The organism is Anatilimnocola aggregata (assembly GCF_007747655.1).
In the GTDB taxonomy this organism is placed as follows: Bacteria; Planctomycetota; Planctomycetia; order Pirellulales; family Pirellulaceae; genus Anatilimnocola; species Anatilimnocola aggregata.
Genome location: NZ_CP036274.1, coordinates 5,473,508 through 5,492,186, shown reverse-complemented (window position 1 = coordinate 5,492,186; position 18,679 = coordinate 5,473,508). Strand labels below are relative to the sequence as shown.

Here is an 18,679-nt window from a genome sequence, read left to right as displayed (position 1 = left end):
GCCTGGTCTCAGGCCTTAGAACGAGAAGCCAGCCCGGGCCATCCAAGTGTCGGACAGATCGAGTGTTTGATTCAGTTCTACATACATGAGTTCGCGTTCGAAGACGTAGCCGATTTCGGCGAAGCCGTTCAAGCCACGTGGGCTGCTCCATTCGAGTCCAAACGAAGCTCGCATGTCGTTGATATCGATTCGATTTACGGGGTCACCCGAGATTGGCTGCACCGTCCAAGCACCACCGCCGTATTCGCCCGCCAGGTACCACCAGACTTCGTAAGTGCCGACGGTCGAAATGTATTGCGAAATGCGCGGCTGCGGGAAAAACAGATCCACCCGCAACTGCGGATTCGGCTGCCAAAGCAGACCACCGGCCGGCAACAGTTTGATGTCGTTGCGATCGATGTACATCACTCCCAGCTTGGCCGTCATGGTTGGCGTCAATCGCACCAGCCCCAAGGCGAGACCTTGAAACCGCAAACTATCGCTCGTGAGGGTTTCGAAGTCGGTATAGACGCCCGCGCGAAAGCCCAGCTCGGCACCGATTTGCAAATTCGGGTCGGTCGCATACTGAAAATCGAGATACGCGCTGTAAGCGGAACCGGGCAGGTTGTGAATGCCGTCTTTCGGTCCATCCCAGCAGTGAATGGCAAATGCGGGCGTGATGAACAGCGGCTGGCCCGTCGTCAAAAAGTTCGGAAAGGCGAACGACACGCTGACTTCCGAATCGGTGATTCCCAGGTCATTGCCGTCGTCGCCGCCGGCCAGATAGGTTTGCCGAAAGCGGACGTCGTGCACCAGGCGCAGGCTTTCGTACAGGTTAGCTGTTCCGCCGTTGGGATCGTTGAAGCCATTAGGAAACAGGTACTGCCCCTGCGGCTGATTGGCCACGGGAGGTGCCCATTGCGAGCCATAAGGAGCGGCAGCCCCGTTGGGCGGCAAAGCAGAATTCGGAAACGCGGGAGGCTGAGAACCTCCCCAGAACTGCGCCGCGGCTTGACCGTTGGGCGAGTAAGGATCGAACGCCAGGGGTGGACCAAACGTACCCGGTGGAGTCGTACCAATGGCGGTGCCATAGGGACTTGGGCCAGCAGTGGGACCGGTGGGAAAGCTAGGGACCGCGCCGTAACTGGATGGAGGCACACTGATCGTTGGGGCGGTGGGAAAATTGCTGCTCGGCAGCATGCCGCCGCGAGGGAATTGCACGGAGCCTTGCGCATGCGCAGACCGCGCGGCGAAAAACGCCGCAAGGCAAACGACGATGGTAAGAGCCAAACGTGGCACTGTGAGCGGCAATCCTGGAGAGACCGAAAACTCTGAGAAGCAAGCGGGGAAATATCAGTGCCTGTCAAAATCGTCAAGATCAGCAGCCGATTTCCTCAAGTTCGCGGACCGAAAAACCGACGAGCGGCCTGCTATCAAGCGAGCGAGTCGCCATTTAGGCTGGTAGATACCTCGTGAAGCGTGAATTCCCACCTGCTTGTGAACGAAGATCGATACACTTATGCGGCATTCAATTCAGGGCTTACTTCTCATCGCGGGACTGTTGCTAGCGGATTACTCGCTGGCTTATGGACAAGCTCGACCGGGGCCATTCACAGCGCCGCCGAAGTCGCTCCGTTCGCGCGACGTCGATCAGCAGCACATCCGGCTGGAGTTGAAGTTCGACTTCGACAAGCAGGCGGTCAACGGTAAAGCCCGACACCAACTCGAACTCTTTCGCCCCACGAGCAGCATTCAGCTCGATGCGGCCGATATGAAAATCGGCAATGTGATGCTGCTCAGCCGCAGCGGCACCGAGTCGCAAGCACCCGTTAGACTCAAGCACACGCACAAAAACCACCAGCTGACGATCGACTTGCCGGAAGAATGCCCCGCCGGGACCGCGCTCACGCTGGAGATCGATTACTCGATCACGCGGCCGAAGCATGGCGTCCATTTCGTCGAACCCGATCAAAGTGAAGAAGCTCACCTGCGGATGGTCTGGACGCAGTGCGAACCTGAATATGCCCGGTATTGGCTTCCTTGCATCGATGCCCCTGGCGATCGCATCACTAGCGAGATCATCGCGACTGTTCCCAGCAAGTACGTCGTCCTCTCGAATGGCACACTGACCAGCAAGACACCTGTCGCTGGCGAACAAACGACCTGGCACTGGACTCAAGCTCGTTCGCACGTGCCGTATCTGATGTCGGTCGTAGCTGGTGAATTCGAAACGCTGGAAGAAACCTGGGACGGCATTCCCGTTGTTTCGTACGTGCCGCGCGGCAGGCTGCCGGATGCGAAACGGAGCTTTGAAAAAACGCCCGCTATGCTGAAGTACTTCACCCAGAAAATTGGCTATCGCTATCCTTGGCCGAAGTATGCCCAGATTTGCGTCGACGAGTACGCTTGGGGCGGCATGGAGCATACTTCCGCTACCACGCTCAATCTCGATACGTTGCACGACGCGCGGGCGCACCTGGATGTTTCGAGCGACAACCTCGTTGCCCACGAACTGGCCCACCAGTGGTGGGGCGATCTGCTCACTTGTAAGGACTGGGGCGAACTCTGGTTAAACGAGAGTTTTGCCACGTACTTCGCCACGCTCTGGACCGAGCACGATAAAGGTGGGGACGAGGCGACCTGGCAACGGGCCGAAGAAGCAGCCAACTATCAAAACGAAGATGCGCGCTATCGCCGCTCGATCGTCAACTACCGCTACAACTCACCGGAGAACATGTTCGATGGACACTCCTATCCCAAGGGGGGCCGCGTGTTGCACATGTTGCGGTTCGAGTTGGGAGACGAAATGTTTTGGAAGGCCATTCGCCGTTATTGCGAGGTCAATCAGTTTCGCACCGTCGAGACTGCAGACCTGCGCATTGCCGTGGAAGAAGCCACCGGCCAGGGAATGAACTGGTTCTTCGATCAATGGGCCTACAAGGGAGGACATCCTGAGTTCAACGTCTCTTGGGACTACGACGCAGCCGCCAAGCAGGTTCGCATCACGATCAAGCAGACGCAAAAGGTCGACGAGATCACGCCTCTCTTTCGCACATCTGCCGAAATTGAAATTGCCAGCGGCCAGGCCTCGCGCATTCGCCGAGTTACGCTCAGCAAAGCCGAAGAGACCTTTCACTTCGATTCGCCCGAGCGGCCCACGCGAGTCTGCTTCGATCCGCGCGACTGGATCCTGAAAAAACTGACGGCGGAAAAAGGAAAAGACGAACTCCTCGATCAATTGACGAATAGCGAATACCTGATGTGCCGTGTGCAGGCGGTAAGAGCACTCGCCGCCATGGAAGAAGACAAAGATGCTCAGGCTGGGCTTTCGGCAGCCACTACAGACGATAAGTTTTGGGCAGTGCGGCAAGAAGCAGTGAAAGGGCTGAAGAAATTTCCGGGCGACGCGACCCGCGCCAAGTTGATTCAAGCGTGCAGCGATGAAAAGTCGTTCGTTCGCCGCGAAGCCCTGCAAGCGCTGGCGAAGTTCTCACATGATGATTCGAAGACAGCACTTCGCAAGGCTATCGACAGCGATCAGTCGTACTACGCAGTTGCCGAAGCCTTGAAATCGCTGGCCGCCATCGACAAGAGCGGCAGTCGCGAATTGCTCCTGAAAGCTTGCGAGCAGCCCAGCCATCGCGAAGTGATCCTGAAGGCCGCGGTCGAAGCCCTGGCGGCGCAGGGCGATACGACGGTGGCGGATTCATTGACCAAGATGCTCGAAACGACGACGGCACCTGAGCGGCGCGTGGCGATCATCGGAGCGCTCGCCCGCCTCAAGTCTGGCGATGCTGCCACGCTCAAGTTGTTGCACGATCAACTGGGCAACAAGCGGCAAAATGTTCGCCGCTCGGCTCTGGAAGCCGTCACTCAAGTGGCCGATGCCACTTCCATCGCCACGCTCGAAGCGCGCCGCGGTCAGGAGGTCATGCCGCGGATGATCCGCTCGATCGACGAATCGATTGCCAAGATTCGCGAGAAGCAGCAGGGAACCGAAGCTCTGTTGAAAGAAGTCGAGCGTCTGCGGAAACAAAACCTGCAATTGGAAGAACGGCTGAAGAAGTTGGAAGAGAAGAAGTAATCGGGCCTGTCTGCAGCGAGCAACTACTCCATCACTTTGACAACTCGAAAGCCCGTGAAGTTATAGCGATAGCCGGGCTTGTTGGCGTTCCGATCGGCCGAGCGAACGAAACGGAGGCGATTAGTAAATGCACCGCCACGAACAATGTGTTTCTCGCCCGTCTTAGGACCGGCGGGGTCGTCCACAGGTGAAACCTTGTGATAGTCGCTGGCATACCAGTCGCTGCACCACTCCCAGGCATTGCCGTGCATGTCGTACAGACCCCAAGCATTGGGCTTCAAGCTGCCGACCGGTGCCGAAAACGCATGACCGTCATTCCACTCGCCGCTCCAAGTTGCGTTCGCGTACTTAGCTTGAAAGGCTGCGTCCGATAGGTTCGCAAAGCCGAGTAGCGATTCTTCGGACTCCCCCGTGGAGTAACGTGTTTTGGTTCCTGCGCGGCAAGCATATTCCCACTGCGCTTCGGTCGGCAACTGATAAGTCTGCTTTTCCTTCTCGCTGAGCCATTTGCAGAAGGCCTGCGCATCGTCCCAGCTGAGGTTCACAACAGGGTGTTCGTCGGTGCCAAAGCCCGTATTCTTCCACGTGAACTTGGGGAGAATCTCGATTGCGCCAAGTTCTGCGTCGAAGCCGAAGCCGGGCTTCTCTTCACGCTCGAGAGTCGTGCGATAGCCCGTTTCCGTCACAAACTTGCGAAACTGGCCCACCGTTACTTCATGCTGACCGAGGTAGAACGGCCTGGTGATTCGCACCTTTCGTTGCACCTCCACATCGGTGTGCCCCTCTTCAGACTCTGGCGAACCCATTGTGAATTCGCCCGCTGCAATCTTCACCAGCTTCATGCCGAGTGTATTGGTCACGACTTCGGGCTTGGCAGCAGGCTCCGCGCTGCTGACCGAACTGAAAAATACAAGGAGCGTGAGCAGCGTGAGTGTACGGGACATGACAGAGCTTTCCCTGGAGAGGGGACAATTGCCGCGGCAAAAACGATGGGATCGCCGCGGCAAGCATTGGATTGCCAGGTGCCTATCGCCGACGCCATTCGACGCCGCTGAGTTGGCCGAGCGCGAGCATCAAAGCATGCGTGCCATCGCGGCCGTGACCTTGCGCCTTGAGCGCCACATACAATTGCCGCGCGAGTGCCAGACCGGGCAAGGCGAGCCCCATGCGATTGGCTTCGTCGAGGGCGATGCCCATGTCTTTGATGAAGTGTTCGACAAAGAAGCCGGGGTCGAAATTGTTGGCAATGATCCGCGGTCCCAGATTCGACAACGACCAACTTCCCGCTGCTCCCGGAGCGACCGATTGCAGCACGGTGTTGAGATCGAGCCCCGCTTTGTACGCGTAGAGGAGCGCTTCGCAAACGCCGACCATGTTCGAGGCGATCAACGTTTGATTGACGGCCTTGGTGTGTTGACCAGCACCGGCAGCACCTTGGTGAATGATGGTCTTGCCCATCGTTTCCCAGCAAGGATGCAGCGCCTCGACCACGTCGCGATCGCCACCAATCATGATCGACAGCCGAGCTTCCTTGGCACCAACATCGCCGCCCGAAACCGGTGCGTCGACAGAGTAACACCCGCGGGCTTTGGCCGCGTCATAAATCTCGACGGCCAGCGAAGGTTCGCTCGTGGTCATATCGACGAGAATGTTCCCGGGCTTCGAACCGGCGAGCGCCCCTTCGGTCCCCAGAAACACTTCCCGCACATCGCGAGGAAAACCGACAATGGCAAAGACCACGTCGCTGCGGGCGGCGACATCGCGGGGAGTACTCGCCCAGGTCGCGCCGCGGTCGAGCAGCGGCTGAGCTTTGCTGCGCGAACGGGTCGAAACGGTCATTTGAAAACCGCGGGCGATCAGATGCGAGCACATGCTCGAACCCATCACGCCGGTGCCGATCCAGCCCAACCGGGTTTGCCCGGGAACAATACGCGAAACTGCCATAAGAAAACTCTCCTGCGCGAGGACTCAATGTTGTGGAATGAAGACGCTATTCCCAGCGGTGTTCGGGCCGGGCAAAGATTTCGTTCAAGATGATTGCATTGCGAATGTTTTGCGGACTGGCAAGCATCTCCGTCACGCTAAACGCCCCCGCTGTGCCGCCGGCGACGATTACTTTGGCTGCAGTTGTCGTATCTTTCAATGCACCCAGTTTGTGATCGAACGTTTGATGCAGGCGGGCTTCGAGTTTGTCGTCGGCCAGATCGACCTCAGCACCAAGGTTGCTGGCATGCCGCGAAATTTCGGCCGAGCCTCGCATATTCTTCTGAACCGAAGCTGAGAATCGGTCTTGCGTCGGTGCCTCTTCGGCCTCGATGATTTCGACCACTGGTTCGAGTTCAATGGCCGACTGTTGGGTTCGAAGCGGCGCGCGATCGATGGGCGCAGGACGAGGTTGTTGGGGCTGCGCAGCTTGCTGCAATTCGCCGCGACGCTTGGCTTCGGCCTGCGCCCGGCGCTGGGCAGCCCGGCGAAGAAATTCTTCTACTTCGTCACGCATGGTTCACCCCTACCCCGTCTTGCCGGCCAAACCACTGGAAGTGGCAATGCCCCGTCGCATATCGGTATCGGCGACCAGGTTTCGCATCTTGTAATATTCGAGAATGCCGAGTTTGCCGGAGTTGAAGGCCGCAGCCATGGCCTTGGGAACTTCCGCTTCGGCTTGCACAAGCTTGGCGCGCGATTCTTCAATCCGCGCGATCTGTTCCTGCTCGGCGGCAACGGCCATTGCCCGACGACCTTCGGCCCGGGCCCGGGCCACACGCGTATCGGCTTCGGCCTGGTCAGCCCGCACGCGGGCACCAATGTTTTCGCCGACGTCGATATCGGCGATATCGACGGAGACAATCTCAAACGCCGTTTGCGAATCGAGCCGACGGGCGAGCACGGCTTTCGAAATCCGGTCGGGGTTTTCAAGCACTTCCATGTGATCTTCGGCCGAGCCGATGGCGGACACGATCCCCTCGCCCACGCGGGCGATGATCGTTTCTTCGGTGGCACCACCAATCAGCTGTTGCAGGTTGGCCCGCACCGTCACGCGTGCTCGCACCCGCAACTGAATGCCGTTGGCGGCAACCGCTTCCAAAAACTCTTTGCCGGAACCTTTAGCTGGGCAATCGATGACCTTGGGATAGACGCTGGTCTGGACAGCTTCCAGCACATTGCGGCCAGCCAAGTCGATGGCAGTTGCTTCGCGATAGCTGAGGCGAATGATCTTGGCTTTGTTGGCGGCAATGAGTGCGCGAATGACGAGAGGAACGTTGCCGCCGGAAAGATAATGGGCTTCGAGCGCCTTGCCCGAGATTTCATCGGGCAGGCCGGCCTGTACGCACATGATTTTTGATTTGACGATGACGTCTTTATTCACCTTGCGGAACGTCATACCGATCAAGTCGAGTAGCGAAATGCCGGCACCGGTCAGGAACGACTGAATCCACAGGCGGAAGAAGTTCGCGAAAATAGCGACAATCACCAGCAAGATGACCGCCACGACGGCGAGGCCGACGAGTGCCGCGGCTGCACCCCAGGGAAATTCTTCTTGAGCGAGTAGAAACATGGTAGCCCTCAACAAGGGGGACGGAATTCATTCGTCGCTTATCATAACCACTTCGCGCGGCTCGTGCAGCGGTCGGAGGAAGTTGCCCAGCGGCTATTTACATCTTTTGGCAAACTGGCCCTTGGCGAATCAGCCGGGCACGGTGCGGGACTGACCGTTATCGCGCGGGCCGAGGGCCAGGATATACGGCGCGGCCTGACGGGCCCATTCGTGCGGTGTGGGATAACTGCCTGCCGAGCCACCAAAACAGCTTCGCAGCAGTTCGGTATTGATCACACCCGGATTGAGCGGCACCGCAGCCATGCCGCGCGGCAGTTCCTGGGCCAGCGCCAGCGTGAGGCCTTCGATGGCGTACTTGGTCGCACAGTACGTTGCCACATCGGGCGATGTCGATCTTCCCCAACCCGAGCTGAGGTTCACAATGACCCCCTTGCGCTGCTGCACCATGGCGGGGACCAAATGCCGCAGCACGTAGAAGACTCCATTGATGTTGACATCGATCACGCGGTCAAAATCGGCGGGCTCCACTTCCCACAGTGGTGCATTGGGATTGATGGTCGCCGCGTTGTTGATTAGCAGGTCGGGCGCGTCACTATTCGCCAGTACGCTTTCGGCCCAACGGCGGACGTCCGGTTCGCTGCTCACATCGAGCACGTCGAAGCGATGAGGCGAACCAAACTGCTGTTGTAGTTTCGTGATCTCCCCCTCCGAGCGGCCGCAACCGATAACCGTATGCCCCGCGGCAATAAACTTGTCCGCCAGCGCGCGACCAAGTCCGCGAGTAGCACCGGTGAGCACAATGCGACGAGCAGGAGCCATATCATTCCTTTGCTGTAGTAGATCGATTCAAGCGGGCGGCGATCCACTCGGGCGAGACGAATCGCCGCAACAGTCCTTGCAAGTTGTGCTGCAACGGGCGATCGATCTCCGTGGGAAGTTCGCCGAGCGGCGCGAAGTCGGTCTTGGTGCGAAAGCCATTCCAGCCCAGATCGAAGTTCCAGTTCTCTTGCAGCGCTACGGCACTGACGCGTTCGCTTAATCGCAGCGCCCAGAAGAGCCCAAATGAGTCGCGGAAGTCGAACCACAGTCGATCGTACGCGCCACCCACCGGCTGACGACTCGCCGCCAGCCAGGCAGCGACGATTGAACAAGCAACCAGTGCGAGTCCCGCGATTTCCGGCTGCGCGATGAGCCAGACGGGCAAAAGAGTTCGTGAAATGAGTGGCAAGTAATCGAGTAACCAAATCGCTTGCCCGCTAACGAGCAGCAAGGTGGCAATGGTGTAGCGCGTGGCGACAAAATTAATGACTTCGGCAAACAACAGCCCGACCAGGAACCAGCTGCGGAAGGCGTTGATTTCTAAGCGTTGGCCGGGCTGCAAAAAGATAACCTCAGCCGCCGGCAGTGCCAGCACACCCCACAGCGACAGCACGACAAAACTCCAGGCGCTGTGCTGCGGACGTTTGGCACCAATCAGCGCGACTAGCGGGCAGAGTGTGCCGCAAGCCGCAACGAATTGGATGGCGGCGAAACTGCTCGGCCGGAGCGACGGCGGAGTGAGCGCCGCAAACAGGCAAGTCGTTGCGACGAGCGCGCCACTGCCGAGCGCCCAAGCCCAGGGAATGACAAGCGTGGTCCCGCGTAAGGCGTGAAAAGAGCGCAGCAGAATTACCGCAGCCGGCAAGGTTGCCGCGAACACTACGGTCGCGGCCACGTAAGCGGTTTGATTGTCATTCGTGGCAAGAGCTGCAAGGTCCATGTTGCCGAGTATAGAAGATAGAACTGCGCTGCGAAGGGACCGTCGAGAGGTCGCAAATTGCCCGAGCTGCATCATCGCGCCTGCTAACCGGCGCGGCGAGCGGATCGCGTTCAGACCTTCAACTTACCGTAGCAGGCAAAGTTTTCGCCGCGTGCATCTCAGCTAGCAAAGGCTGAGAAAATCGTGAGAAAGTTGGCCAGCCAGTTTGCAGTGCAGTCAAACGCCGCGCATTGTTCAGCAGTGGAGTCTTGCTGCTGTCGCACTGCCGCGTTTACCCACCGATTGAAACGCAGTTGTCCCACCCGCAGTGCCTTCGGCAGTTTCAGCCTTGAAGGAGGATCCGATATGAAGTCATGGATTTTAGCCTCGGCAACCGCGCTGGTTGCTGTGGCGGGCCTGGCCGGCCATGCTGCCGAGCCGTGGTCCAACCCCCAGGTGCGCAGCAGTGCTGCCCGCACCCCTGTGTTCCCCGCAGCTCATGCTTGGGTGAACAGCATGCGACAAGAGACGGCGGCACCTACTGCACCTGCCTTGGCCCCGGCTATTACCGGGCACGCTGGTGTGGGCATGAACAGCCCGCGCGAAGTGATTGGCGACGGAGCCATGATCTCGCAAACCTCGTGGAATCATGAGCACCAGTACACGGGCTATGTCTTTGGCCCAGGAAGTTGCGATTACACTCCCCCTTGCGTCGATCATCTGTGGAATGGTTACTGTCAGCGACCGCACCGCTGCCACGGCCACGGCCATCGCCATTGTCATTTGCGAGGGAGTTGTGGAATTGCGACGAGCGGGTGTGCGACATGCGACACCGGTTCGGCTGCAAGTTGCGATAGTGGCTGCGGAGTTGCCCGCTCGTGCCACGGCTGCTTCCTGCATTCAGGACGCCATCGCTACACCGGCTTGAGCTGCGGCAATAGTTGCAGCTCCTGCGGTGACGCTTGCGGCACAGGCTGTGGCCATGGTCATGGTCTGTTCAGCGGCAAGCATCGCGGTTGGTTTGCCAATCTGTGCAACGCTTGCGACGGCGACCTGTCGTGTGGCTGTGCTGCACCGGTCGGCGACATGAGCAGCCCCGAAAGTGTTCCCACTCCTGCCGCCGACGACAACGCTGCACCGCTGGCCGATGACGCCAAAAGTGCTCGCCGCGAAATGCTCAACCGCTACATCCCTTGGAGTTTGAAGTAGCCGCGAGGCTGTTGTGCCACCTGCCTCGTCGCTTTGAATCTCATCACGAATTGACAACACGCAAAGCCGGTCTGACCCGACCGGCTTTGTTCGTTTCTTGGGTGAAATTGCGAAAACGATTGCCCGGTTTCCGTCGTCGCAGCTATAACGAGTGCCGGTTACGGGTGTGCGGGCAGAAGAAAGGTGGACGGATGAAGTTATCATGGTTCGGTCTGCTGGCGAGCGCGGCGATTCTCGGCATGGCCCTGGGATGTGGCGTTTCGCAGCCCGTGAACGTACCGGCTCAGCCACTCCCTACGAACGATTCGACCGCAGCTCCCGACAATCCCTTGTCAGATGCACCCGCCCAACCGGCGATCGATGGACTAGCAACGTCACCCGAAAAACTCCCCGAAAAAGCTCCGCCACCCACAACCACAGACGTAACACCGCCGCTGCCAGTCCTTAGCGTGGCTGAACTGGTCGCGAAGCTGGCCATTCCCGACGAACGCCAAGCAGCAGCCGTCGCGCTGTGCAAACAAGGGCCCGAAGCTGTCCCCGCGCTGTTGAAAGCGCTCGACCACCAAGATTGGCAGGTCCGCGCAGCTGCCGTGTTTGCCCTCGGCCAGCTTGGCAAAGAGTCTGCCGCAGCGCGCGACCGCTTGGAGGTTCTGGCCGAGAAGGACGAGAACGCCAACGTGCGCGATGCGGCGACTTTCGCGCTCGATGCCATCGCCGGCAAATAACACGGCACAGGCTACTTTTCGCACCGCTTCTTTTTCTCGCGAGCCCACGCGCGCCGTGACCAGACGTGTCAAAGGCTGGTGGTTGAATGGGGGAAACAATTTCTCTCTTTCGCCTGGAGCCTCAGTCATGATTGCGCGGGCAAACTTTCGCTCGAACTTACTGGAATTGAACGGGCCTGGGCACTTAAAAAACGTGCAGTGCTCCGCACTGCACAGCCCCCTGAAAGAGGACTGTTCAGCATTGTGCGTTGAACAGGCTGTTTCGGTCGCCGCGATGGCGAATGTAATCGCCGCAACTCATTTTCCGGTTAAATGTTGCGTTGAGACTGTGATTGCTGCCTGGCGACGTAAACCTTCCTGAATTCGACTGTTCAACGACCCTTTTCGGCCCTGTTCAAGGTCTGGAGCCAATGATGGAAATTGCCGGCAACGTGTCAGCCGGGTGAGGCAGGCGGTGGTCTCAAAAATCTCTTACAATCGCGGCTCCGAACGCAACTTCTCATCCCTGTTCAGCCATCCATATTCCGCACGTACTCCTATGGTCGACATTGCTGCGATTCAATCCGCGCTACGTGAGTTTGGCTTCGACGCCTGGCTGCTCGGCGATTTTCGCGGCAGCAATGTGCTCGCGCGGCGAATTCTGGGAATCCCCGACGATCAAATGGGGTCGCGGCGCTGGCACTATCTCATTCCCGCGCAAGGCGAGCCGCAGAAGTTGGTGCACCGCATTGAGCCCGGCATGCTCGATCATCTGCCGGGCGCGAAGACCATTTATTTGAAGTGGCAGGAGTGGGATGCGGGCGTGACGAAGCTGGCGGCGACGGCGAAGCGAGTCGCGATGGAGTATTCGCCCCGCAATGCAAATCCGTATGTCTCACGTGTCGATGCGGGAACGTTGGAAGTGGTGCGGGCGACAGGGGCAGAGGTGTTGTCGTCCGGAAATCTCATTCAACGGTTCGAAGCCACCTGGGACGACGAACAGTGGCAGATGCATCTGGAGGCGGCCCAACATACGGACAGCGCGTTTGACCGCGCTTGGAAGTTCATCGCCAGCGAAGTGCGGACCAAGGGGAGCGTGCTGGAAACGAAAGTGCAGCAGCTGATTATGAATCACTTTGCCGAGCATGGCTTGACGACGTATCATCCGCCGATCGTCGGCGCGAATGCTCACAGCGGCGATCCTCATTTCGAAACCTGTTCAGCAACCGACGTGGCGATTACGAACGGCGATTTTGTGCTGATCGATCTGTGGGCCAAGATGAATCGGCCGCGGGCCGTCTACAGTGATCTGACTCGCGTTGGTTTCGTGGGCGAGCAAGTGCCGGCGAAGTACGAGCAGGTGTTTCAAATTGTCTCCGCGGGCCGCGATGCGGCGATTGCTAAAGTGCGCGACGCATTCGCCAAGCAAGAACCACTGGCAGGTTGGCAGGTCGACGATGCAGCCCGCCAGGTGATTACGGCCGCCGGCTACGGTCCGCAATTTGTGCATCGCTTGGGGCATAGCATCGGCCAAGAAGTGCATGGCAACGGTGCCAATATGGATAACCTGGAAACGCGCGAAGACCGGCTGGTATTGCCCCGTTGCTGTTTCTCGATCGAACCGGGCATCTATCTGCCGGAGTTCGGCATTCGGAGCGAAGTCGATGTCTTCGTCGGCCCCGATAGCCAGGTACACGTCACTGGCGGCGAGTTGCAGACCAGTGTCGTGCCAATCCTCAAATACTCCTGACACTTCGTATGAAGCCGTTCACTCACTAACCTGAACTTTTCCCGTTCGTAGCAAACTATAGACAACCGGCACAAAGAGCAGCGTCGTCAGTGTGGCGATCAACAGGCCTCCGATCACAGCCCGACCGAGCGGAGCGTTTTGTTCGCCACCTTCACCGAGACCGAGCGACATGGGCAACATGCCGATGATCATGGCAGCGGCGGTCATCAGCACGGGCCGCATGCGAGTGCGGCCAGCTTCGAGGGCCGCATCCCAGGCGTTCTTCCCTTCGCTCCGTTGTTCGTTGGCGAAAGTGACTAGCAGAATGCTGTTCGCGGTAGCGACACCAATCGACATGATCGCTCCCATCAGGGCAGGAACACTGAAGGTGGTATCCCACAGAAAGAGCGACCAGACAATGCCGACAAAGGCACCGGGCAAGGCGGTGATGATGATGAACGGATCGAGCCAACTTTGGAAGTTCACAACCATCAGCAGGTAGACAAGCACGGCAGCAAACACCAACCCAAGCCCCAGCCGGAAGAAGGCCGACTCCATACTTTCGACCTGGCCTCGCATGCTGATGGTGTTGCCGGGTTTCAGCTGACTGCGGAATTCCTCGAGCACGCGATTGATTTCGCTGGCCACACTGCCAAGGTCGCGACCTTGCACGTTGGCATAGACGTCGAACGCGGGCTGCACGTTCGTGTGGTTCACCACTTCGGGCGTTACGCCCCGCTCGACCTTGGCGAGATTCGAGAGAAGTTGCACGCCGCCACTGCCGGGCGAAGTCAAAGGCAGGGCCTCGATGGAATCGACACTGTCGAGCTTGTGCGTGGGAGTACGCGTTTCGACGAGGTACGAAATGCCCATGTTGGGATCGACCCAATAGTTGGGCTGCACTTGCCCGCTGCCCGAAAGGGAAACGAGCAAGCTATTGGCGACGTCTTGCTGGGTGAGTCCCAGTTCGCGAGCCCGAGTCTGGTCGACCGTGATTTGAAACTTGGGAACGTTCATCACCTGGTGCAAATGGACGTCTTGCACACCTTGAATCTGGCGAATCCGGCCGGCGATCTCCGTGGCCATTGCCTGATTCTCGGCGCGGTTCATACCAGCAATTTGAATATCGATAGGCGCGGGCAAACCGAAGTTCAGAATCTGGCTGACGATATCGGCCGGTTGAAAGAAAAAGACCAACTGCGGAAAGCGGCCCGGCAACTCGCGGCGCAGATCGGCAATGTAGTCCGGAGTCGACTTGGCACGATGATGCGACAAGGAGACGAGGATTTCGCCGTCGGCCATGCCGGTCGTGGCACTATCGCCGAAGGCCATGGCATAGGTGCGATTCGGCAAGCCGATGTTATCGAGCACCAGTTCCACTTCGTGTTGCGGAATGATCTCACGAATCGCCTCTTCGACTTGGGTGAAGTAGCGTTCCGTCTGCTCCACGCGCGTGCCCGCTGGAGCACGCACGTGGAGGCGGAACTGACCGGTATCGACCGTGGGAAAGAAGTCGCGACCGACCCACGGCAAGGCCACAAACCCGCTGACCACGATCAGCCCAAAGACGGCGAAGACGATGAACCGATGCTGCAGGTTCCATTCGAGCAGCGAGACATACAGGCTGCGAAATTGCTCAAAGAGACGCTCGAAACCCTTATGAAAGCGACCAAAGAAGCCATTGCTATTTCCGTGGCCGTGTGCCAGTTCGGCGGGCAACAGATAGTCGACCATCGTGGGCACGATTGTGCGAGAAAGCAGGTACGAGGCCATCATCGCGAACGCGACAGCCAACGCGAGCGGAGTGAAGAGATACTTCGGCGGTCCTTCGAGGAAGAGCACCGACACGAACACGATGCTGATCGTCAGGGTCGACACAAACGTCGGCCCCGCGATCTGCATCGCTCCATCGAGAATGGCCTGTCGCAGCGGTTTGCCGAGCCCCAGGTTACGATGGATGTTTTCGATCTCGACCGTTGCGTCGTCGACGAGGATGCCGACTGCCAGGGCCAAGCCACCGAGCGTCATTACGTTCAGCGAGTGACCGAGCAGATAGAGCATGACGATGGACGAAAGAATCGCGAGCGGAATCGAGACCGCCACAATCAGTGTGCTGCGCCAACTACCAAGGAAGACCAGGATCATCGCTGCAGTCAGCAGCCCGGCGATGATACTTTCGACGACCACCCCTTCGATGGCGGCAGTGACGAAGAGCGATTGATCGAACAGCAGTTCCACCCGCAGGTTCTTTGGCGCGGAAGCCTGAATATCGGGCATCTTGGCCTTCACCTGGTTCACAATCTCGAGCGTCGAAGCATTGCCGTTCTTCAGCAAAGTGACGAGCGCTCCGCGGCTACCATTGCGACGAACGATGGTCGTTTGCGAAGTGCTGCCATCGCGGACCTGCGCCACATCGCGCATGTAGACCGTGGCTCCGTTGATGACCTTGATCGGGATCTCGTTGAACAAGGCCGGAGTCAGCGGGCTGTTATTCAGTGCCACCGGATATTCGTGCGTATCGATGCGCGCCACGCCGGTGGGATAGGCCAGGTTATAGGCATTGATCGCGTCGGCCACTTCCTTGGGCGAAATGCCCTTGGCTTGCAGCAACTGCGGATCGAGGTCGACCATCACCTGCCGCTCGCGACCACCGTAAGGAGTTGGCATCGTCAAGCCTTGCACGGTCGACAGCTGGGTACGCAAGATGTACAGGCCGTAGTCGTAGACTTCTTCCTCGGACATCGTGTCGCTACTGAGGCTGATTTGGAGAATTGGCACGCTCGACGCGTTGTAGCGCACGATCACGGGGGGCTGAATGCCTGGCGGCATGAGAGCGCGAATCGATTGCGTGACCGCAGTTACTTGGGCCATCGCCACGCCCACGTTGACGCCGGGGTGAAAGTAAATCTTGATCACTCCCACGCCGTTGAGAGTCTGCGACTCCAGCCGCTTGATGTCGTTCACATTCGAGCTGATGGCGTATTCGCTGTAGGTCGTGATTCTCCGCTCGACCTCGGTCGATTCCATACCCTTGTAGGTCCAGATGACCGTAATCACGGGAATGTCGATCTCAGGGAAAATGTCGGTCCGCATTTGGCGGATGGCCGTTACCCCGAGCACGACAATCAGCAGGGCCATGACGACGAACGTGTACGGACGCTTCAGGGCGAGTTGCACGATCCACATGACTGGAGTCCTCGGCAGGCGGTGCGCTGGCAGACGGATGGCTTCTGCGAGGGATTACCGGCCGGGGGATGCGAACCTTACACAAGTGGGACAAACAGCGAGAAATTCGGGGCATTGTTGATGGTCAGTTTCACCTCACCCCCGTCGGAAGGTGGTCGTGCCCAACGCAAGTGATCGATGGCCACCATCAATTCCAATGAAATAAGGACCATCAACATGAACAGCGAAAAGAGCGACACTTTGCTGGTTTTAAGATGTCCCCAATAAGCCCAGGTCCAGAGTGCGATGGCCAAAGCTACCTCCACGAGAATTGTGTACATCTAGAATTCATTCTCCCGCGAGGGACATTACGCCCGCGTCGTCAACATCCTAAGCAATCGCTCGGTTGCCGCTTCCGCAAAGGCTGAATCGTTGATGTGGTGGTCGAGTTCCGTCACGGGAACTGCGCCGCAGTGCTGGTGGATGGCAGCAAAAAGTTGTTCGCGGGCAGCCGAATCGTCGAATTGGCCGCCGGCACGGTCGAGAGCAGATACGCCCTGCCTTGGCAGGATGATCTCGATCGGCCCCTTGGCAACAGCTGCTTTGCGACCGATTTCTTCTCCGAGCGCGGTGTTCTCAGCAGGTGTGGTCCGCATCAACGTAACGTTGGCATTGTGCTGATAGAACTGACGAGCACCGAACTTTGCGGGAACTGTTTCGCGCGGGCCGAAGTTCACCATGTCGAGCGCGCCGACGGAGATGACTTGCGGAATGCCGCGCTCGCCCGCTGCTGTGAGGCGAGTGGGACCGGCCGAGAGGATTCCGCCGACGAGTTCGTCGGCCAGTTCCGTAGTAGTGATATCGAGCACACCGGCAATGAGACCATCGCGAATCAGCGACTCCATCGCCTCGCCGCCGTTGCCAGTCGCATGAAACACGAGCACTTCGTAGCCGGCGCGTTCCAGTATTTCGCGGGCATGTTGCACACAGGGAGTTGTAACGCCGAACATCGTCGCGGCGATCACTGGCCGGTCTTGGGCGGCTTCGTCGCGGCGGCGGAACTTAATCATCCCCGCAATTGCAGCAGCAGCTTCATTTAGAATCTGCCGGCTGATGCGATTGATGCCCGCAATATCGACCACCGAGTTCAGCATCAGGATGTCTTTGTCGCGCACGTACGAGCGGACTTGCCCCGACGCCAACGTGCTGACCATGACCTTCGGCACGCCGAGCGGCAGGACACGCATGGCCGCAGTGCCAATCGTCGTTCCAGCCGATCCACCGATCGCCAGTATGCCGCTGAGTTGCTTTTCATCCCAGGCTCGGCGAACGAGCACTTCAACCCCACGCGCGGCAGCAGCGATGGCCGCGCCACGATCGTTCTGCTGGCGAAAGTTGCTGAGCGACACGCCGCCGGCGGTGAAGACAGCTTCTCGCGAGATGTCGGCACTAGTGAGCGGTTCGCCGAGGCAACCGGTATCGACGAGCGTCACTGGCAGATCGAGTTCTCGCAGTCGAGCACAAACGAGAGCCGCTTCGGGCCCCTTGGTATCGAGCGTGGCGAGAACGTAAATGGTCATGGCCCGTTGGTTCTTCGGCGGAAGAGATTTGAGATCGCTTGCAGGTCGTCGCTGGTCAAAAATGTAGACCAGCCCACGAGCATGATCCAGTGGAACAGGAACAGGAACATGGCGTATTCGTTCGCCAGATGAAACAGCACGATCGCGCCGAGCGCCCAGCGGCGAGTGTCCTTGAACCACAACAATCCCGGCAGCAGCAGTTCGGCCGCGAGCACGGTCCAGGTCATCAGCCGGGCAATCAGCGGAATCTCGAACAAAAAGTGAGGAACCGGAAATCGCCCGAAGGTGTCGTCCAGCCGACCAACATACGAGAGAGCCGTGCCGTTGAGCCACGCCATGCCCCCCAGCTTAAACAGGCCGGCAGCCATAAAAATTACCATCATTTGCAACTGCAGTAGTCGCAGACCCCAGGCGGGAACCAACGGGCAGCAATCGCGATTGCGATGCCAAAGCAGCCGATCAAGAGACCAGGCTTGGCCGCTTTCCATCCAAATGAGATAGAACCCGACGAGGCGAAATACCACGTCTTCTCCCTCGGTGATTACCTGGTTGCGATTTTGCCAACTGACTAGCAGCACAAACACGGCAACGGCATTCAGTCGAGTAGCAAAGCCGACCAGCAACATCAATACGCAGGCGATGTTGGCCCAAAAGAAGCTGCGCAACCAGAAGCTTGCATCACGATCCTCGGGATTGATCCAGCGCAACAGCGACCACTGCTGCGGCAGTTTGCGTTGTTCGTCAATCTCGGCCGGATAGAGTCCGTGAGGGCCGAACCAGGTGTCCAGATCGGGAAAGAGTACTGCGAGATACATCAACATCAGCGCCGCAAAGCCGATGCGCACAATTGCCGTGCGCCGTGCATCGATGCGGGCATGAAAGAACGATTGCCAACCGGCCGCGAAACGGCCCCAAGATTCTGCGATGGTACTCAT

General features: G+C 58.6%; 15 protein-coding genes. 4 read left to right on the top strand and 11 right to left on the bottom strand.

Going from position 1 to position 18,679, the window contains the following annotated elements:
- Positions 1-15: 15 nt before the first annotated feature.
- A complete protein-coding gene (locus ETAA8_RS20510; RefSeq protein ID WP_145092605.1) occupies positions 16-1,278 on the bottom strand; it encodes a hypothetical protein in 1,263 nt (420 codons plus the stop codon).
- A 220-nt stretch (positions 1,279-1,498) separates the two neighbouring features.
- Between ETAA8_RS20510 and ETAA8_RS20505 the strand changes: the two genes are divergently transcribed.
- The gene (locus ETAA8_RS20505; protein ID WP_145092602.1) at positions 1,499-4,063 is read left to right on the top strand and encodes a M1 family aminopeptidase; all 2,565 of its coding nucleotides are present in this window, start codon (positions 1,499-1,501) and stop codon (positions 4,061-4,063) included.
- Positions 4,064-4,086: 23 nt separating this feature from the next.
- Here the strand turns inward: ETAA8_RS20505 and ETAA8_RS20500 are convergent, their stop codons facing one another.
- From ETAA8_RS20500 to ETAA8_RS20475, 6 genes are all read right to left on the bottom strand, one after another.
- Positions 4,087-5,007: a formylglycine-generating enzyme family protein gene (locus ETAA8_RS20500; protein ID WP_145092599.1), complete on the bottom strand. Its 921-nt coding sequence runs from the start codon at positions 5,005-5,007 to the stop codon at positions 4,087-4,089.
- Positions 5,008-5,089: 82 nt separating this feature from the next.
- A complete protein-coding gene (locus ETAA8_RS20495; RefSeq protein ID WP_145092597.1) occupies positions 5,090-6,007 on the bottom strand; it encodes an NAD(P)-dependent oxidoreductase in 918 nt (305 codons plus the stop codon).
- A 46-nt stretch (positions 6,008-6,053) separates the two neighbouring features.
- Positions 6,054-6,563: a hypothetical protein gene (locus tag ETAA8_RS20490; protein ID WP_145092594.1), complete on the bottom strand. Its 510-nt coding sequence runs from the start codon at positions 6,561-6,563 to the stop codon at positions 6,054-6,056.
- Positions 6,564-6,572: 9 nt separating this feature from the next.
- The gene (gene floA, locus ETAA8_RS20485; RefSeq protein ID WP_145092590.1) at positions 6,573-7,619 is read right to left on the bottom strand and encodes a flotillin-like protein FloA; all 1,047 of its coding nucleotides are present in this window, start codon (positions 7,617-7,619) and stop codon (positions 6,573-6,575) included.
- Between the two features lie 129 nt (positions 7,620-7,748).
- Positions 7,749-8,438, bottom strand: coding sequence for an SDR family oxidoreductase (locus ETAA8_RS20480; protein WP_145092587.1), 690 nt, complete (start codon positions 8,436-8,438; stop codon positions 7,749-7,751).
- A gap of 1 nt (position 8,439) precedes the next feature.
- Positions 8,440-9,378, bottom strand: a complete 939-nt coding sequence (locus ETAA8_RS20475; RefSeq protein ID WP_145092584.1) for a hypothetical protein — start codon at positions 9,376-9,378, stop codon at positions 8,440-8,442.
- 345 nt (positions 9,379-9,723) lie between these two features.
- Between ETAA8_RS20475 and ETAA8_RS20470 the strand changes: the two genes are divergently transcribed.
- The 3 genes from ETAA8_RS20470 to ETAA8_RS20460 all read left to right on the top strand — a co-directional run bounded on the left by ETAA8_RS20470 (position 9,724) and on the right by ETAA8_RS20460 (position 13,020).
- Entirely contained in the window at positions 9,724-10,566 is an 843-nt protein-coding gene (locus tag ETAA8_RS20470) for a hypothetical protein (protein ID WP_145092581.1), read from the top strand.
- A gap of 191 nt (positions 10,567-10,757) precedes the next feature.
- Positions 10,758-11,291 carry a HEAT repeat domain-containing protein gene (locus tag ETAA8_RS20465; protein WP_145092578.1) on the top strand — a complete coding sequence of 178 codons (534 nt, stop codon included), beginning with the start codon at positions 10,758-10,760 and terminating at the stop codon, positions 11,289-11,291.
- A 538-nt stretch (positions 11,292-11,829) separates the two neighbouring features.
- A complete protein-coding gene (locus tag ETAA8_RS20460) occupies positions 11,830-13,020 on the top strand; it encodes a M24 family metallopeptidase (protein WP_145092576.1) in 1,191 nt (396 codons plus the stop codon).
- 18 nt (positions 13,021-13,038) lie between these two features.
- Here the strand turns inward: ETAA8_RS20460 and ETAA8_RS20455 are convergent, their stop codons facing one another.
- The 4 genes from ETAA8_RS20455 to ETAA8_RS20440 form a co-directional block, all read right to left on the bottom strand.
- Positions 13,039-16,185 carry an efflux RND transporter permease subunit gene (locus ETAA8_RS20455; protein WP_145092573.1) on the bottom strand — a complete coding sequence of 1,049 codons (3,147 nt, stop codon included), beginning with the start codon at positions 16,183-16,185 and terminating at the stop codon, positions 13,039-13,041.
- Positions 16,186-16,262: 77 nt separating this feature from the next.
- On the bottom strand, positions 16,263-16,505 hold the full coding sequence (locus ETAA8_RS20450; protein WP_145092570.1) for a hypothetical protein: 243 nt from the start codon (positions 16,503-16,505) through the stop codon (positions 16,263-16,265).
- A gap of 27 nt (positions 16,506-16,532) precedes the next feature.
- A complete protein-coding gene (locus ETAA8_RS20445) occupies positions 16,533-17,744 on the bottom strand; it encodes a Tm-1-like ATP-binding domain-containing protein (protein ID WP_145092567.1) in 1,212 nt (403 codons plus the stop codon).
- Positions 17,741-18,679, bottom strand: a complete 939-nt coding sequence (locus ETAA8_RS20440; protein ID WP_145092564.1) for an HTTM domain-containing protein — start codon at positions 18,677-18,679, stop codon at positions 17,741-17,743. Before ETAA8_RS20440 ends, ETAA8_RS20445 begins: the two co-directional genes overlap by 4 nt.

Coding starts and splice junctions, on each gene's coding strand:
- ETAA8_RS20505 (WP_145092602.1), top strand. CDS start 1,499: ATGCGGCATTCAATTCAGGGCTTACTTCTCATCGCGGGACTGTTGCTA.
- ETAA8_RS20500 (WP_145092599.1), bottom strand. CDS start 5,007: ATGTCCCGTACACTCACGCTGCTCACGCTCCTTGTATTTTTCAGTTCG.
- ETAA8_RS20495 (WP_145092597.1), bottom strand. CDS start 6,007: ATGGCAGTTTCGCGTATTGTTCCCGGGCAAACCCGGTTGGGCTGGATC.
- ETAA8_RS20490 (WP_145092594.1), bottom strand. CDS start 6,563: ATGCGTGACGAAGTAGAAGAATTTCTTCGCCGGGCTGCCCAGCGCCGG.
- floA (WP_145092590.1), bottom strand. CDS start 7,619: ATGTTTCTACTCGCTCAAGAAGAATTTCCCTGGGGTGCAGCCGCGGCA.
- ETAA8_RS20480 (WP_145092587.1), bottom strand. CDS start 8,438: ATGGCTCCTGCTCGTCGCATTGTGCTCACCGGTGCTACTCGCGGACTT.
- ETAA8_RS20475 (WP_145092584.1), bottom strand. CDS start 9,378: ATGGACCTTGCAGCTCTTGCCACGAATGACAATCAAACCGCTTACGTG.
- ETAA8_RS20470 (WP_145092581.1), top strand. CDS start 9,724: ATGAAGTCATGGATTTTAGCCTCGGCAACCGCGCTGGTTGCTGTGGCG.
- ETAA8_RS20465 (WP_145092578.1), top strand. CDS start 10,758: ATGAAGTTATCATGGTTCGGTCTGCTGGCGAGCGCGGCGATTCTCGGC.
- ETAA8_RS20460 (WP_145092576.1), top strand. CDS start 11,830: ATGGTCGACATTGCTGCGATTCAATCCGCGCTACGTGAGTTTGGCTTC.
- ETAA8_RS20455 (WP_145092573.1), bottom strand. CDS start 16,185: ATGTGGATCGTGCAACTCGCCCTGAAGCGTCCGTACACGTTCGTCGTC.
- ETAA8_RS20450 (WP_145092570.1), bottom strand. CDS start 16,505: ATGTACACAATTCTCGTGGAGGTAGCTTTGGCCATCGCACTCTGGACC.
- ETAA8_RS20445 (WP_145092567.1), bottom strand. CDS start 17,744: ATGACCATTTACGTTCTCGCCACGCTCGATACCAAGGGGCCCGAAGCG.
- ETAA8_RS20440 (WP_145092564.1), bottom strand. CDS start 18,679: ATGAGTACCATCGCAGAATCTTGGGGCCGTTTCGCGGCCGGTTGGCAA.